General features: G+C 48.7%; 15 protein-coding genes. 11 read left to right on the plus strand and 4 right to left on the minus strand.

Annotation, left to right across the window (positions count from 1 at the left end; translation table 11 throughout):
* Positions 1-38 precede the first annotated feature (38 nt).
* The 4 genes from BW931_RS08535 (at position 39) to cls (ending at position 4,312) form a co-directional block, all read left to right on the plus strand.
* Complete coding sequence (locus BW931_RS08535; RefSeq protein ID WP_008589367.1) at positions 39-533, plus strand: PTS sugar transporter subunit IIA; 495 nt, start codon at positions 39-41, stop codon at positions 531-533.
* Positions 534-615: 82 nt separating this feature from the next.
* The gene (locus BW931_RS08540) at positions 616-2,064 is read left to right on the plus strand and encodes a glycoside hydrolase family 32 protein (protein ID WP_076571564.1); all 1,449 of its coding nucleotides are present in this window, start codon (positions 616-618) and stop codon (positions 2,062-2,064) included.
* Positions 2,065-2,182: 118 nt separating this feature from the next.
* Entirely contained in the window at positions 2,183-2,719 is a 537-nt protein-coding gene (locus BW931_RS08545) for a transcription repressor NadR (RefSeq protein ID WP_076571566.1), read from the plus strand.
* 144 nt (positions 2,720-2,863) lie between these two features.
* Entirely contained in the window at positions 2,864-4,312 is a 1,449-nt protein-coding gene (gene cls, locus BW931_RS08550) for a cardiolipin synthase (RefSeq protein ID WP_076571568.1), read from the plus strand.
* A 51-nt stretch (positions 4,313-4,363) separates the two neighbouring features.
* Here cls and BW931_RS08555 read toward each other — a convergent pair whose 3' ends face one another.
* Both BW931_RS08555 and BW931_RS08565 read right to left on the minus strand, forming a co-directional pair.
* Positions 4,364-4,597, minus strand: coding sequence for a TM2 domain-containing protein (locus BW931_RS08555; protein ID WP_008589371.1), 234 nt, complete (start codon positions 4,595-4,597; stop codon positions 4,364-4,366).
* Positions 4,598-5,253: 656 nt separating this feature from the next.
* Complete coding sequence (locus tag BW931_RS08565; RefSeq protein WP_076571572.1) at positions 5,254-6,405, minus strand: S1C family serine protease; 1,152 nt, start codon at positions 6,403-6,405, stop codon at positions 5,254-5,256.
* Positions 6,406-6,541: 136 nt separating this feature from the next.
* Between BW931_RS08565 and BW931_RS08570 the strand changes: the two genes are divergently transcribed.
* From BW931_RS08570 to BW931_RS08580, 3 genes are all read left to right on the plus strand, one after another.
* Complete coding sequence (locus BW931_RS08570; RefSeq protein ID WP_076571575.1) at positions 6,542-7,234, plus strand: response regulator transcription factor; 693 nt, start codon at positions 6,542-6,544, stop codon at positions 7,232-7,234.
* Entirely contained in the window at positions 7,195-8,553 is a 1,359-nt protein-coding gene (locus tag BW931_RS08575; protein ID WP_234972608.1) for a sensor histidine kinase, read from the plus strand. Before BW931_RS08570 ends, BW931_RS08575 begins: the two co-directional genes overlap by 40 nt.
* Before the next feature lie 73 nt (positions 8,554-8,626).
* The gene (locus tag BW931_RS08580; RefSeq protein ID WP_076571579.1) at positions 8,627-9,136 is read left to right on the plus strand and encodes an acyl-CoA thioesterase; all 510 of its coding nucleotides are present in this window, start codon (positions 8,627-8,629) and stop codon (positions 9,134-9,136) included.
* A 326-nt stretch (positions 9,137-9,462) separates the two neighbouring features.
* On the opposite strand, the gene BW931_RS13385 is transcribed toward BW931_RS08580, so the two are convergent.
* Together BW931_RS13385 and BW931_RS08590 are read right to left on the minus strand one after the other, a co-directional pair.
* Positions 9,463-10,005 (minus strand): ATP-binding cassette domain-containing protein, encoded by a 543-nt coding sequence (locus BW931_RS13385; RefSeq protein WP_084193890.1) that lies wholly within the window; start codon positions 10,003-10,005, stop codon positions 9,463-9,465.
* Positions 10,006-10,110: 105 nt separating this feature from the next.
* On the minus strand, positions 10,111-10,446 hold the full coding sequence (locus tag BW931_RS08590) for a hypothetical protein (protein ID WP_008589381.1): 336 nt from the start codon (positions 10,444-10,446) through the stop codon (positions 10,111-10,113).
* Positions 10,447-10,602: 156 nt separating this feature from the next.
* Between BW931_RS08590 and BW931_RS08595 the strand changes: the two genes are divergently transcribed.
* The 4 genes from BW931_RS08595 to BW931_RS13390 all read left to right on the plus strand — a co-directional run bounded on the left by BW931_RS08595 (position 10,603) and on the right by BW931_RS13390 (position 15,721).
* Positions 10,603-12,033 carry an alanine/glycine:cation symporter family protein gene (locus BW931_RS08595; RefSeq protein WP_076571581.1) on the plus strand — a complete coding sequence of 477 codons (1,431 nt, stop codon included), beginning with the start codon at positions 10,603-10,605 and terminating at the stop codon, positions 12,031-12,033.
* Between the two features lie 239 nt (positions 12,034-12,272).
* Complete coding sequence (locus tag BW931_RS08600) at positions 12,273-14,147, plus strand: ABC-F family ATP-binding cassette domain-containing protein (RefSeq protein ID WP_076571583.1); 1,875 nt, start codon at positions 12,273-12,275, stop codon at positions 14,145-14,147.
* A 103-nt stretch (positions 14,148-14,250) separates the two neighbouring features.
* Positions 14,251-15,492, plus strand: coding sequence for an aminopeptidase (locus BW931_RS08605; protein WP_084193891.1), 1,242 nt, complete (start codon positions 14,251-14,253; stop codon positions 15,490-15,492).
* 55 nt (positions 15,493-15,547) lie between these two features.
* Positions 15,548-15,721, plus strand: a complete 174-nt coding sequence (locus BW931_RS13390) for a hypothetical protein (RefSeq protein ID WP_008589388.1) — start codon at positions 15,548-15,550, stop codon at positions 15,719-15,721.
* The last annotated feature ends 5 nt before the right edge of the window (positions 15,722-15,726 follow it).

The following is a 15,726-nucleotide window of genomic DNA, read 5'->3' on the forward strand; positions in this document are numbered from 1 at the left end:
CGGATAAAAGATAACGAATAGAAAGGATGGACGACGACATGTTCAAAAAATTATTTGGTAAAGAAGATAAAAACATTTCGATTGTAGCACCGGTGAATGGTAAAGTAGTAGCACTCGATGAGGTGCCGGATCCCGTATTCAGCCAGCGCATGATGGGAGATGGCATGGCTATCGAACCGTCAGACGGAAAGGTGGTAAGTCCGGTGGACGGAGAGATCGTTCAAATATTCCCGACTAACCACGCTGTCGGTGTCAAAACTTCCAATGGTCTGGAAATCCTTGTCCATATAGGTCTGGAAACCGTATCCATGGAAGGAGAAGGTTTTGAAGGTCATGTAAGCCAGGGAGACAAAGTGAAGACAGGAGACCCTCTTGTCACCTTCGATAAAGACCTTGTTGCCGAAAAAGCCAAGGCGGTCGTCACTCCCGTAGTAATTACAAACTATGATGATGCTGTCGAGTCTTTTGAAGTCCATCAAACGGAGAACGCAACCGCCGGTGAAACGGTCATTGCTTCGGTGACAGCAAAGTAAATTAAGGAACTCCGGCCCGGAAGCACGTCTTTCCGGGCTTTTTTTCGAAGGAAGAAATACACGGGTGAAGGAGTGAGCATTCATGAAAGAGGAAGAATTCAAGAAATCCGTAAAAAAAGAGATACATAAAAACAGAAATGAAGTGGAAGCCGATCCGCATCGGCAGAGCTATCATCTTATGGCTCCGGTGGGGCTGATGGGCGAACCTGCCGGGCTTGTGGAATGGGACGGAGAGTATCATTTGTTCTTTCAATGGAACCCGTTCGACACCGGGCACAGTATGAAAATACGGGGACATTACCGTACAGTCGATTTCCTCCATTACACTCTTGAAGAACCGGCTCTCGTACCGGGTGAGTGGTACGATGCCGAGGGCTGTTCTGCAGGGAGCGCCGTCATCAAAGACGGTGTCCTTCACTTGTTCTATACTGGGTATGCAAAAGATAAGGATGGACAAATACGGGAGTATCCGGCCGTAGCGGTTTCGGAGAACGGTCACAGCTTCGAGAAACAGGAAGTGCTCCTCGATTTGCCGGAAAACGTCACCTCTTCTTTCCGCTCCCCCAACGTGTGGAGAGAAGGGGATCAGTGGTTCATGGCGGCCGGTTCGCAAACAGAGGGGGACAGAGGGGTAATTCTCCTGTATACGTCCCCCGACCTGAAAGAATGGGAAGTCGTTAAACGTCTGGCGGAAGCGGGAAATCAGGAGGGAGAAATGTGGGAGAATCCGGATTACTTCACTCTGGATGGGGAAGACATTCTTTTCTTCAGCGCCCGCGGATTAACCTCAGAGGATATCCATTTCCGGAATGCCTCCCAGGCCGGATATATTTCCGGAGTGACAGAAGGGAAGAGATGGCGAAAGGAAGATTTCAGGGAGCTGGATCGGGGTTTCGAATTTTACGCACCGCAGACGTTCGAAACGGGCGGACGCCGATTGATGATCGCCTGGATGGGAGTACCCGGACAGTATGAAGAGTCACATCCGACGGTAAACAGCGGATGGACACATACCTGGACTATTCCGAGAGAACTTTCATGGGACGGGGACAAAATTATTCAGCGTCCTTTCCCCGAGGCTCGCCAATGGAGAAAAAGCAGGGAACCCGTTGAGAAGAAAGCCGAGATTACCAACGATCAGCAGGAGTTGGAAGGTGTGAACGGCAGGGCAGCAGAGCTTGAGATCGAGTTTGAATCACTGGAGGACATGTGGGCAGTGGAACTGTTCCGTGAAGCATCGTTTTCCTATAAAAAATCCGAAAATCTTCTCACCCTCTCCCGTCCTCACCCCGAAGAACCGGAGAAGACCGAATTCAGGCATGTACAGCTGGACGGCCCTCTTCGCAATCTGCATCTGTTTATCGATCGTTCGTCGCTTGAAATCTTCGTAAACGGCGGGGAAGAAGTATTCACATCACGTATCTTTGCGGATGCTGCATTGTCCGATCTTGCATTCACTTCTCTTGGAACTTCCACGTTCGGAGTGAAGATGTGGGAGCTTGCTCCTGTAGAAATCACATCCTATGTGTAGGGAGTGAGCGGATCTGTTCGAGCTCCGGGCAGGTCTCCCGATTTCCCTGAAACAGGAATAGAAACAGGGAAGCCTTTGATGTTACGTGAATCATATAAGGAGAAAGAGGGGTGCACCTATGACTTACGGAAAGAAACTGAGAGCCTCCGAGCGCCGGGAAGCTATTTTGCAACGACTGAAAATACGGGGGGCTGCTGTTACCGGTAAACTGCTGGCAGAAGAAATGAAGGTGACAAGACAGGTGATCGTGGCTGACGTTTCACTGCTAAAAGCCGGAGGTGAGCCGATTATAGCTACCAGTCAGGGCTATCTTTACATGAAAGACGAAAAGCAGGATTTTCCCTACAGGAAGACGATTGTATGCTGCCACAGCCCTTCCGAGACGAAGGAGGAACTCGACATTCTTGTCGATCACGGGGCACATGTAAAGAGTGTAGTGGTTGAACACCCGGTTTATGGAGACATGAAAGCCGAGCTCCATCTCGAAAACCGCCGTGATGTGGAACGTTTCGTAGAACAGGTCCATTCCTCGAATGCTTCTTATCTTCTGGAATTGACCGGAGGTGTCCACACTCATGAGATAGCGTCCGAGAGGGAGGGAGCTCTCCATGAGGCGCTACGGGAACTGAGAGAAAGAGGATTTCTCGTGGAGTAAGAAGCAGGAGACAGTATTCCTGCTTCTTTTGTATAAGAAAGAAGCGCGGTATGTCACACATAAACTTCGGTATATCTTTCTTCTATCAAAACCCCTATGATATAGTGAACAGAGAAGGAATTTCGAGAAAGGGAAGTGGCAGACGTGGAATTTATACCTTATTTTGTAACGGCGATCATTTTTTTAAACGTTCTGCTCGGGTTTACGATTATATTCCTGGAACGCAGGGACGCCAGTGCCACATGGGCGTGGCTGATGGTATTGATGTTTGTTCCTGTAGCCGGTTTCATTATTTATCTGATGTTCGGCCGCCGGTTAAGCAGAAAAGAAATATTCACGTGGGATAAGAAAGCACGCCTCGGCCTGTTAGCGGCTGTGCAGGAACAGCTGCGTGCAATCGATAATGATGAGTTTGAATTGAAACATCCGGAAGTCGCTCCTCACGAAGACCAGATTTATATGCATTTGAAAAACAATGATGCACTACTTAGCCAGGATAATAAACTGGATCTCTATACGGATGGAGAGGAGAAATTCCAGGCACTGATGCAGGATATTGAGAAAGCTCAGGACCATGTTCACCTCCTTTATTACATATTGCGTCACGATAACCTGGGGAGGAGGCTCGGAACGGTTCTGAGAAAAAAGGCCGAAGAAGGGGTCTCTGTGAAACTGTTGTATGACGACATGGGGTCCCGGCTGTTGAGCCGCTCCTACATAAAAGAAATGAAGCGTGCCGGTGTGGAGATGGAATCTTTCTTCCCTCCACTCATTCCTAAACTGAACATGAAAATCAACTACAGGAATCACCGGAAACTGGCAATCATTGATGGAACGGTCGGATACATCGGCGGGTTCAATATCGGGGATGAATATCTCGGCAAAGATAAGAAATTCGGGTATTGGAGAGATACGCACCTGCGTGTCAGAGGGAGTGCCGTCCACAATTTACAGACACGGTTTATTCTGGACTGGAACCAGGCTTCCAAACGCGACATTCTGTATGACGAGCGATTCTATCCCCTCTTTGAGTCGGAGCCCGGGGATTCGGCAGTACAGATCGTCTCAAGCGGCCCTGATTCCGAATGGGAACAGATCAAGCACGGATACATCAAGACGATTCTTTCAGCGAAAGAGTATGTATACATCCAGACGCCCTACTTCATTCCGGACGACAGTCTGCTTGATGCCTTGCGCGTCGCTTCTCTTTCCGGGGTGGATGTGCGAGTGATGATTCCTAACAAACCGGATCACCCTTTTGTATACTGGGCGACGTATTCAAACGTCGGAGATCTGCTGTGGGCAGGTGCCAAAGTCTACATTTATCAGAACGGTTTTCTGCATGCGAAGACGATTGTAGCTGACGGCGTGGTCTCCTCGGTAGGTACAGCGAACATCGACGTACGGAGTTTCCGTCTTAATTTTGAAGTGAATGCGTTTGTTTATGATACGAAACTTGCCGGTGCACTGACGGACAGGTTCATGGAGGACAGTGAGCTCACTACTGAGCTGACCCACTCCCTGTACGAGCAGCGCTCGGTGTGGATCCGCTTTAAAGAAGCGATCGCCCGGCTGCTTTCTCCGGTTTTATAAATGAAAAAAAGAGTTCAACTCCCAATCTCAGGGGTTGAACTCTTTTTTGTATTATTCAGGGTTGCGGCACATGCCCGGAATAAGGAAAATATCGATAACCAGCCAGATCCAGAGTACGAAAAGAGGGAACCAGCCAATCAGTATACCTGTAGTAGCCCAGCCGGCTGCGCCGAGAATCAGCTGGATGATTCCGGAGCCTGTGCGTCCTGTATAAAATCTGTGAATGCCCAGCTGGCCGAGGAACAGCCAGAGAATGTAGGCAAGAATGACACTTCGCTTCTGCATGGAGAGACTCCTTTCTGAATAAGTGTTATAGAGTAAGGATTCCCGTTTATAAATGAACGAAAACGAACGGAGCACACTTGAAGTGTACTCCGTCCGAAGAGAGGTCAGGTTTTCTGGTGTACTACCAGAGAGTTCGGGTCTTTCAGAAATTCTTTATCGTATCCCGTCGTCATATTGGGATATACCAGGGCAAAGAGGGGAGCCCTTCACCGGCGTTCTGCCGGTGACGTGGAGGGAATTCCGCCTCCACGCGGTATTTGAAAAACGGGTGGTTCCGCTTTTTTTTCCTCATCCAGCTCCAACTTCCAGAAGCTCCTGCCGTAAGCAGTACCCTTATTTTCGGGAAAGGCACCCGAAAAGTAATTCCCCTGCTTACGCCAGCGCTTCTAACCGGAAGTTTCCGCTTTTGTTTCTCCAGCTGCACCACCCAGAAGTCCGCGTTCTAAGCAGCAGCTTCTTTTTCAGGAAAGACCGTCTGAAAAGCGAACTTTCTGCTTAGTCCGGAACTTCTGAACGGGTGGTTCCGCTTTTGTTTTATCCAGCTGCAACTTCCAGAAGCTCCTGTTGTAAGCAGTACCCTTATTTTCGGGAAAGGCACCCGAAAAGTAAGTCCCCTGCTTACGCCAGCGCTTCTAACCGGAAGTTTCCGCTTTTGTTTATTGCTCACTCAGTGTCAGGGTTATTTGCTGTTGCTGGCCGTTTCTGTAAACGGTCAGCGTCGCTTCGTCTCCTGCTTTTGCATCCTCATACAGATACTTGCGCAGGTCGAGGGTGGAGGCGACCGTTTCTCCGTTAATTGCTGTAATCACATCATTTTGCTTCAGTCCTGCTTCTGCTGCAGGTGTGCCTGTTGCGGTTTTACCGACTACTGCGCCGCCTTCTACGTTTTCAGGAAGATTCAGTTCCCCCTGAACAGCGCGTGCCGGCAGTTGAGATAAATCATAGAGAGAGACCCCGATATAAGGGCGTTCCACTTCTCCTTTCGATTCGAGTTCCGAGGTGATGGAAGTGACCGTCTCTGCCGGGATGGCGAATCCGATGCCTTCTACTTCCGCTTTCGCTATCTTCATCGAATTGATACCGATCACTTTTCCGTTCTGATTAATCAGAGCCCCGCCGCTGTTACCCGGGTTGATGGCAGCATCGGTCTGGAGAACGGTAGTATGCCAATCCGGTTCTGAATCCCCGTTCAAATCGACGGGTACGTTTCTGTCCAGACCGCTTACGATTCCTTTGGTCACGGAACCGGCGAAGTCCATACCTAACGGGTTACCGATGGCGAAAGCCGTCTGACCGACCTCTACATCTTCACTCTTCGCAAAATCTGCTACTTTGGAAACGTGCTCAGCGTCTATTTCCAGAACTGCCAGGTCCGTAAAGGGGTCACTTCCCTGGAGTTCGGCATCCGTTTTGGTGCCGTCACTTAAAGTGACCTCCAGGTCGGAAGCCTGTTCGATGACGTGGTGATTCGTCACAACAAGGGCCTTGTCTCCGTCCTTTTTATATATGACTCCTGAACCTGTACCGGCACTTTTTTCTCCGCGTGCTCCTTCTTTCACGGCACTTACGCCTACGACCGCTTCCTGTGCGGCCTGAATAGCTTTAATATTATTTTTTTCGGTGTTTTCGACAGTAAGCGGGTTCGCCTGAGCTTTTTCAGGGTTTGTTTCTATATTTATCTGAATCCCCTGGGACTGGAATAGTGCCGTTACGATAAAAACGGCTACGATGGCTCCGAAGACCCCGAAGGCGAATCCGTTTCGTTTGGAGACCCGTTTACCGTCTCCGTTGCGCTGAAATAGTTTCATCGTTCGGAAACCGCTCCTTTCTGATACAATATGAATAAATCTGTGAGAAGATGTTGTATAACTTATTATAAAAAAGAGATATGGGATGAATATGGATTATTTACGGAATAAATATGTAAATACAGGAGGTAATGGAATGGACACTTATATAGGACTCGTGGAAGATGATAATAACATCCGGGAAATCGTGAAAACGTATCTGGAGAAAGAAGGGTACCGGGTGGAGGATGTGGATTCGGCGGAACAGGCATGGGAATTATTCAATAAGTCCGCAAAACCTGATCTGTGGGTCCTGGATATTATGCTGCCCGGAATGGATGGTTATGAATTTTGTAAAAAGGTACGCACGCATTCGGAAGTTCCGATCATTATTATTTCAGCCAAAGACGAAGAGGTGGATAAAATACTGGGGCTGGAGCTCGGAGGTGATGATTACCTGACTAAGCCGTTCAGCCCGCGCGAGCTTGTTGCCCGCGTCAAGAGGCATGTGAAACGCTGGAAACAGATGCAGAAGGGGAGAGGAGCCGACGGGGAGGAGACGATTCTTTCCGGGAACCTTGAGCTGAACTTAACGGAACGTCTTGCTTTTTATGCAGGGGAGGAAGTGGAGACGACCCAGAAAGAGTTCGAGATGCTCCGTGTGCTTGCCGAACACGAGAATAAAGCTTTTTCCCGGGAGACGCTTCTCGAGTCCGTATGGGGTATGGATTACTTCGGGAGTGACAGAGCTGTTGACGATCTGATGAAACGACTCAGAAAGAAATTCCCCGATCTCGATCTTGAAACGGTGTGGGGATACGGGTACAGATTGAGGTCTCCGGGCTCATGAGACTGCTCCATCAGCTGAACACCGCCTTTACGGGACTCATTCTCGTCGTAATGACGATTACGGCAATCGTACTGTACTCCCTCGTTATGGATATTTTTATTATGGATGAAAAAAGGCAGTTGGAAATGCGTGCGGAGCTGCTCGTCGACATTTTGAACGATCCGGATCGTCTTCTCCAGTCTCCGGAAGTCTCGAGTCTGATTCAGGATCAGAACTACCCCCTTCTCCTGTTTGATAAGTCCACCGGAGAGCTGTTGTTTCACACTCTCCCGGAAGAGGCAGCGTCAGACTGGGTGGAACGTTACGAAGAAGAGCTTGCGGGAAGTGACACGTGGGACAGCGGGTACGGCCAGTACGTCGTCTCGGATCATGAACTGAGGGGGGACCAGGTACTGGTGATGGCTACGCCTATCGGGGACCTGGCCGCCATCCAGATGAATTTCGTCTGGAGAATAATGCTCATCTTTGTTCTTGGCCTGCTTCTTGCAGCAGTTGTCAGTTATCTGTTCACAAGAAAGCTCGTCACTCCTCTTGAACGGTTGAAACAGGAGGTCAAAAAGATTGAAAAGCGTAAATTCAATGAAGTACAGCCCGTACAAGCGACCGGAGAAATAAAAGAAGTGGACCAGAGTGTAAGACAGATGGCCGGAGAACTTGAAAGATACATCCGTACACAGCAGCAGTTTTTCCAAAACGCCTCCCACGAGCTCAAAACTCCTCTCATGTCCATCCAGGGATATGCGGAAGGTATAAGGGACGGTGTGTTTGAAGGAGAGAAAAGAGATCGTGGTCTTACGGTGATGGTGGAAGAAATCGACCGCCTGAAAAAAATCGTAAATGAAATGATTCTGCTGGCCAAACTCGACAGTAACGAAGATATTTATCGGCCGGAAGACCTGAAATTAAGTGAATGGACAGGTCGTGCGGCGGACAGGCTGCTGCCGCTGGCGGAAGAGAAAAATATAGAAGTGGACGTGCATATAGAAGGCGACGGGTTCATCAGTGCTGACCCGGAACGTTTCCTGCAGGCTCTCATGAATATAGGGCGAAACGGAGTGCGTCATGCGTCATCCCGACTTTCGATTACGGTGGAAAGAAACGGGGACTTCCTTATCCGCATACAGGATGACGGGGAAGGCATCGGAGAAGAAGTTATGCCGCACTTATTCGAACGCTTCCAAAAAGGAAAAGACGGGGAAACGGGTCTTGGCCTGGCGATCTCAAGAGCGATCATCGAGAGAAGCGGCGGAACGATTTCAGCCTATAATCTGGAAGGTTCCGGAGCCGTCTTCGAAATAAGACTCCCGGTCTCGGGGTGAGCGACTTGCAGCACGTGCTATAATAAGATAGGAAATTATATTATAGAATAGAATCAGAAAGGTGATAGATGACATGGAAGCGAAAAAAGCCAGAGAATCCTTTACAGTTAAAAATTCTCACGTCCTCCCCCCGGATACGAACAGTCACGGGACGTTATTCGGAGGCAAGCTGATGGCGTATATCGATGATATTGCGGCAATCGCTGCAGTCCGGCACTGCAGGCAGCCGGTAGTTACTGCATCCATCGATTCCGTGGACTTTCTCCATCCTGTGTTCGAAGGGCACGCGATATGTCTTGAGGCTTTCGTGACCTGGACTCACAATACTTCGATGGAAGTATTCGTTAAGGCGATAACGGAAGACTTGCTGAGTGGAGATCGGAAAGTATGTACCACGGCGTTTGTATCGATGGTAGCCGTAAACGAAGAAAATAAACCTGTACCGATTCCGGCCGTTTATCCGGAAACCGATCAGGAAAAACGTCTCCATGCGGGAGCTTCTGCCCGTCATGACCAGCGAAAAGAAAGAAGAAAAGAATCGAAAGAACTGGCGGAAATCTACGGAACAGGCCTCCCGTGGTAAAAACAAAAGCGTAGCCATTCGATTAGAAGGTCTAAGATAAGCAGACTCTCCGGGCTTCGGGTGTTTTGTCCCGAAACAGGAGGGGCAGCTTATCTTACGGACTTCTGAATGGCGAAGCTGGATGAAATAAAAAAGCGGAAACTTCCGATTAGAAGCGCAGGTGTAAGCAGGAGGCTTACTTTTCGGGTGCTCTCTCCCGAAAATAAGGTTACTGCTTACAACAGGAGCTTCTGGAAGTTGCAGCTGGACAACAAAGGCGGACCCACCCGTTCAGAAACAAACAAAAGCGCGCAACTCCTGATGAGTATTCAGGGATTGCTCGCTTTTTATCGATCACCGGGAAAATGGTGGACAGCTTCGGAAGGTATTTCTGCCTCGGGCAGGGTCGTACACAGGGAGTCCCAGTCATGAGCGGCACCGTCGCGCATCGTAACGATACGGTCGGCAACAGCTTTTGCATCTTCCCGGTCATGAGTGACGAAAACAGTCGTCGTTCCCGTTTTCTTCAGAATGTCATACAACTCGTTACGAATAGTAATCTGAAGGTCGGCATCGAGACTGCTGAATGGTTCATCAAGAAGAAGCAGGGAAGGGGAGGGAGCAATAGCTCTGGCAAGGGCGATCCTCTGCTGCTGTCCTCCGCTCAACTCATGAGGATACCGGTTTTTATACTCATCCATCCGGACAAGATCCAGCATTTCAACTTCTCCGCCTCTTTCTTCGGAAGAGGAGGCTTCTTCTGAAGAAGTTTCTTCTTTCTCAGCTTTCTCTCCGTTTCCGGAGCTTTCTTCTTCTCCCGAGTTGTTTCCGCACGCTGCGAGAAGCAGGAGAAAAGCAAGGAACAGGGTTGAAATAAATACTTTTTTCATAGTCCCGGCTTTTTTATGTAGTTCAAATGAAAATGGTTATCATTTGCAGTCTTTATTTTATAACATTGCGAAAAATAGTCAATAGAAATTTCGGATATTTTTGAATTAGACGGAGAAAGCGGCATGCGCTTCCTCTGTCTGTTCAGTGACAGGCTGTATAAATCCTCCCTGTAAAGGGCGATCCAGCAGTCCGGCGTCCATTGGCAGCAACAGGTCTGTGCCTGCAACCTGGCCTTCTCTCCCGAGGCGGACCATAAAGCCGTCCTCCGGTTCCGAAATCGTTGTCTCCGTTACAGTGGCAGGGGTCTGATGTTCAATTTCCTCGACAGTATCGACTATATCAATGTGGTAATTATCATTGGTTCCCGTGTAATCCGAAGTGAAAAAGAGGGCCAGGGCGAGTCCTATTATCGTAAGCACTGTACAAATGGCCTGTTTCATAAAATGTTTTCTCCTTTCGATGAATTGGGTACTCATTGTAGAGATACTTGAAAAAATGTCAAACAGTTCGGGAAAAGAATTTTAATTGTTTTCATTTCTTGGTAAAGTGAAAGAAGGAGAAGAATTGGTGGTTTTAATTCTAAGGAGGAAAAGAATATGGGGTTAGCGGAAAGTGTTATAAGTTTTTTCAATGATATATTGTGGGGCTATGTTCTCATCGTCGTACTTCTCGGACTGGGGTTATGGTTTTCCATAAAGCTGAAATTCGCCCAGTTCCGTCTCATACCGGAAATGTTCCGGGTGCTTTTCGATAAAAGATCGATTACAGCAGAAGGCAAGAAAGGAACATCTGCGTTTCAGGCATTTGCAATCAGTACTGCCTCCCGGGTAGGGACAGGAAATCTCGCAGGTGTGGCAGCAGCCGTTTCCACCGGGGGGCCGGGGGCTGTGTTCTGGATGTGGCTTGTAGCCATTCTCGGCGGAGCGTCGAGTTTTATCGAAAGTACGCTGGCGCAAATATTCAAAACGCCGGAGCACAATCAGTATCGCGGCGGCCCGGCTTACTACATGGAAAAAGGTCTGAACAATCGTACTCTCGGAATTGTCTTCGCCATCACCATCACTTTTACATACGGGCTCGTTTTCAGTTCCGTCCAGTCTAATACGATTGCTTCCGCCTTTGAACGCTCGTTTTCCCTCGAAGGCTGGGTGCTCGGTCTGATTCTGACGGTTATTGTAGCTTCCATCATCTTCGGAGGGCTGAGAAGAATCGCCCAGGTGACACAGTTCATTATTCCGATCATGGCATTTTTCTACGTAGCTTTAGCGCTATATGTCCTGTTTCTCAACCTGGGTCAGGTGCCGGATATGCTTGGTCTGATTTTTTCCAGTGCTTTCGGCTTCCGTGAATTCGCGGGCGGCACCATCGGAGGTATGGTTATGATTGGTGTGCAGCGTGGTCTGTTCTCGAACGAAGCCGGTATGGGTAGTGCACCGAACGCAGCTGCCACCTCGGAAGTGACTCACCCGGTGAAGCAGGGGCTTATCCAGACGCTTGGGGTGTTCATTGATACGCTCGTCATCTGTAGTGCTACCGCAACGATTATTCTCTTTTCAGGAGAATACACGGATACAGGAGGGGCAGAAGGGATTCAGATCACCCAGATGGCTTTTGAGAATGAGATAGGACAGTGGGCTTCTCTCTTTATCGCTGTCGCCATCTTCCTTTTCGCCTTCAGCTCCATCATCGGTAACTACTATTATGGTGAAACGAACCTTGAATTCATCCGCAACAGCGGAAGATTGAAGCTCATCTATCGTACGAGTGTACTGCTCATGGTGATGTTCGGGGCCGTTGCCGAATTCGGTCTCGTGTGGTCGCTTGCGGACATGACGATGGGGATTATGGCACTGATAAACCTGTATGCCATCTTCCTGTTATCGAAGATCGCTTACGCGGCGCTGAAAGACTATTTGAATCAGCGCAGACAGGGGAAAGACCCGGTCTTTTATCAGGACCATCTGCCCGGTGTGAAGGGTATGGATTACTGGAAACGCACGGACCCTGTCAGAAACGATAAGAAATAAACGAAAAAACGTATCCACATTGGATGTCAGGCTGTCGAGAAAATCTCGGCAGCTTTTATTTTTTTTGTTTTTCAATGAAGGGCGAACGGGATTCACCCCCCGCGCGAGAACTCCACAAAACTTGCAGAGAAAGACAGATTCCTCTACAAGCTGAAACCGCTCCCGCAGCGGTTTTTTTCGTATTCGTCCGTCTCTGTGCTAAAATACAATCATGATCTGAACGAAAAAGGATGGTAGCTATGAGTATACTGATCGCAGAAAATCTCGCTAAAGGGTACGGGGATAAAACACTGTTCGATGAACTTTCATTTACGGTGGAAGATAAAGAAAGAATCGGTCTCATAGGCGTAAACGGGACCGGGAAATCCTCGTTACTGAAAATTCTCGCAGATATCGAATCGAAGGATGCAGGTAACGTACATCACGCCAAGGATTTCCACGTGGAATATTTGTCCCAGGAGCCTGAACTTGAAGAGGAAGACACGGTTTTTGAACATATTTATTATGGGGATTCCGAGATAATGAGAGTGCTGCGGAGATATGAAAAAGCTCTTCAGCAGACGATGGAAAAGCCGGAGGATGAAAAGGTTCAGAACGAATTGATGGAAGCGCAGGAAAAAATGGAAGATGCGGGAGCATGGGAAGCAAGTACGGAGGCGAAAAAAGTTCTCTCCCAGCTTGGCATCGAGGCGTATGACCATAAGGTGAAGGAACTGTCCGGGGGGCAGAAGAAGCGCGTGGCGATCGCGAAAGCCCTGCTGCAGCCGGCCGATCTTCTGCTTCTGGATGAACCGACCAACCACCTTGATAATGAAACGATCGAATGGCTCGAGGAGTATTTGAGTCAGTACAAAGGGGCACTTATGCTTGTCACCCACGACCGCTATTTTCTGAACCGGGTAACAAATAAAATATTTGAACTGGAAAGAGGAGAACTTTATGAGTACGAAGGTAACTACGAAGTTTTCCTTGAGAAAAAAGCGGAACGGGAAGAACTCGAAAAACGGAGAGAAGCGAAACATCAGAACGTGCTGAAACAGGAACTTGCATGGCTGAAGCGTGGAGTGAAAGCCCGAGGTACGAAACAGAAAGCCAGAAAGCAGCGCGTGGAAGCGATGAAGGAGAAGACGTTCGAAACGGATAAGGAAGAAGCCGATATAGCTACAGCCTCCACCCGCCTCGGAAAACAGGTGATGGAACTCGAGGATATAGGCCATAAATTTGAAGAGGATTATCTATTCCGTCATATCAACGATCTGATTGTACCGGGAGAACGTATCGGGATCATCGGGCCGAACGGTACCGGAAAGACGACGCTGCTCAATATAATGGCGAGGAGGAGAGAACCGTCGGAAGGCGCCGTACACATCGGACCTACTGTGAAAATCGGATACTATAAACAGGATCACGAAGAGCTGGATGGCGATCAGACCGCCATCGGGTACATTAAAGAGACGGCCGAAGTCATCTCGACGAAAGATAAGCAGCAGGTGACAGCCGAGCAGATGCTTGAGCGGTTTTTATTCTCCCGCAGCCATCAGTGGACGTATATAAGAAGGTTATCGGGGGGCGAACGCCGCAGACTGTATCTTCTGAAAGTACTGATGGAGGAACCGAACGTCCTGTTTCTCGATGAGCCGACGAACGACCTTGATACGGAAACACTGAGCGTGCTTGAGGATTATATCGACAGCTTCCCGGGTGTCGTCATTACTGTCAGCCACGACCGTTATTTCCTCGACAGAATCACCGATCGGCTGATTGCTCTTGAAACCGATGGGAATTTCGAGAAGTTTCAGGGAGCCTACAGTGAATTCCTGGAGAAAAAGAAAGAGGAAAAGAAACAGGAGGCCGCACCTGCTCAGAAAAAAGAGTCGCGCGCGACACGGAAAAAGAAACTGTCCTATCAGGACCAGCAGGAATGGAAGACGATTGAAGACGATATATCGGCTGTAGAAGAACGGATCGAAGAAATCAGGACAGAAATCAGCGAAACCGGAAGTAATTTCGATAAAGCTGAAGAACTGTACAAAGAACAGCAGAGAAAAGAAGAGGAACTTGAACAGAAAATGGAACGATGGGAAGAATTATCCGAACTGATGGAAGAAAACTGATGAAAGAAAGCCGGGGGCCTTCATAAAGGTCCCTTTTTTGTATTGAAGGGGCAATTGTGAAATAATAGAAAGCGAAAAATTCCTTGGAAAGGTGATGAGTGTTATGCACCAACATATGCTTGATAAGTATGCGGATCTGGCGCTGAGAACCGGGGTCAATCTGCAGAAAGATCAGAAACTGGTCATTAATTCTACGGTAGAGGGAGCGGACTTTACGCGGGTAATCGTAAAGAAAGCTTTTGAACTGGGGGCAAAAGACGTACATATCAATTGGGGGGACGATGACATTACCCGCCTGCGCTATGAATACGCAGATACAGAGACATTGAAAGAAGTTCCAGAATGGCAGCAGGATATGTTCAAATCGTTCGGCGAAGAAGGGATGGCCATTCTTTCCGTACGTGCAACAGATCCCGACCTTCTGCAGGGAATTGACGCAAAAAAGATTGCTGCAGCGCAGAAATCCCGCAGTGAAGCCATGGCCGAATTTCGTAACTACACGATGAACGACCGGATTCAGTGGTCGATTGTCAGTATCCCGATCACCGCCTGGGCGCAGAAAATATTTCCGGAAGCAGACGCAGAAACAGCGAAAGAGAAGCTGTGGGAGGAGATTTTCTCTATCGTCCGCATCGACCAGGAGGACCCGGTCAAAGCGTGGGATGAGCATAATGAAATGCTTGAAAACGCACGGCAGTTCCTGAACAGAAAGCAGTATAAAGAGCTCGTCTACCAGGGACCCGGTACGAACCTTACCGTTGCTCTTCCGAAGGGGCATATATGGAAAGGCGGAGCTAGCCGGACGGAAGACGGTGTGCCGTTCAATCCGAACATGCCGACGGAGGAAGTTTTTACGGCTCCTCACAAATACGGAGTGGACGGAATCGTTTCGAGTACGAAACCTCTGAATTACGGGGGCAGTGTGATCGATAACTTTACACTTACCTTTAAAGACGGAGAGGTCGTCGACTTTTCTGCCGAGCAGGGAGAGGAAACACTGGAGCAGCTGCTTGATACGGATGACGGAGCTTCCCACCTCGGTGAACTGGCGCTCGTCCCTCACGAGTCTCCGATCTCGCAGTCAGGCCTCATATTCTACAATACCCTGTACGACGAGAACGCTTCCTGCCACCTGGCTTTCGGAAAAGCGTATCCGAACAACGTGGAAGGCGGTTCTGACATGAGTGAGAAAGAGCTTGATGAGAACGGGATCAACCACAGTCTTGTACACGTAGACTTCATGATGGGCTCCGGCGAAATGGATATAGACGGAGTTCTTGAAGACGGTACAGAAGAAGCTGTAATGAGAAATGGCAGCTGGTCTCTCGACTTCAATGAAGATTAATAACGGGTCGGGAAGGGTATAAGATTTTCACAACCGAAAAGAAGGAGTGAATCTTATGCCGGGACCGGAACACGAACTTGCAGGGTTCCAGGGGAACCCTAACGAATTCAGTAAATGCAACAACTGCGGTAAACTGCTTCAGACGAAAAAAGAAGAAGAAGTGAAGCTTTGCAAAGCCTGTCAAAAGCGTCATAAAGAACGGGAAACTGATTATGACGATGTAGAATAGAAAGA

The organism is Salimicrobium salexigens (assembly GCF_900156705.1).
GTDB classification, from domain to species: domain Bacteria; phylum Bacillota; class Bacilli; order Bacillales; family Halobacillaceae; genus Salimicrobium; species Salimicrobium album.

Bases quoted from the DNA above. Each gene is read 5' to 3' on its own strand.
- BW931_RS08545 (WP_076571566.1), top strand. From the start codon at position 2,183: ATGACTTACGGAAAGAAACTGAGAGCCTCCGAGCGCCGGGAAGCTATT.
- BW931_RS08535 (WP_008589367.1), top strand. From the start codon at position 39: ATGTTCAAAAAATTATTTGGTAAAGAAGATAAAAACATTTCGATTGTA.
- BW931_RS13390 (WP_008589388.1), top strand. From the start codon at position 15,548: ATGCCGGGACCGGAACACGAACTTGCAGGGTTCCAGGGGAACCCTAAC.
- BW931_RS08580 (WP_076571579.1), top strand. From the start codon at position 8,627: ATGGAAGCGAAAAAAGCCAGAGAATCCTTTACAGTTAAAAATTCTCAC.
- BW931_RS08595 (WP_076571581.1), top strand. From the start codon at position 10,603: ATGGGGTTAGCGGAAAGTGTTATAAGTTTTTTCAATGATATATTGTGG.
- BW931_RS08555 (WP_008589371.1), bottom strand. From the start codon at position 4,597: ATGCAGAAGCGAAGTGTCATTCTTGCCTACATTCTCTGGCTGTTCCTC.
- BW931_RS13385 (WP_084193890.1), bottom strand. From the start codon at position 10,005: ATGAAAAAAGTATTTATTTCAACCCTGTTCCTTGCTTTTCTCCTGCTT.
- BW931_RS08565 (WP_076571572.1), bottom strand. From the start codon at position 6,405: ATGAAACTATTTCAGCGCAACGGAGACGGTAAACGGGTCTCCAAACGA.
- BW931_RS08570 (WP_076571575.1), top strand. From the start codon at position 6,542: ATGGACACTTATATAGGACTCGTGGAAGATGATAATAACATCCGGGAA.
- BW931_RS08590 (WP_008589381.1), bottom strand. From the start codon at position 10,446: ATGAAACAGGCCATTTGTACAGTGCTTACGATAATAGGACTCGCCCTG.
- BW931_RS08600 (WP_076571583.1), top strand. From the start codon at position 12,273: ATGAGTATACTGATCGCAGAAAATCTCGCTAAAGGGTACGGGGATAAA.
- BW931_RS08605 (WP_084193891.1), top strand. From the start codon at position 14,251: ATGCACCAACATATGCTTGATAAGTATGCGGATCTGGCGCTGAGAACC.
- BW931_RS08540 (WP_076571564.1), top strand. From the start codon at position 616: ATGAAAGAGGAAGAATTCAAGAAATCCGTAAAAAAAGAGATACATAAA.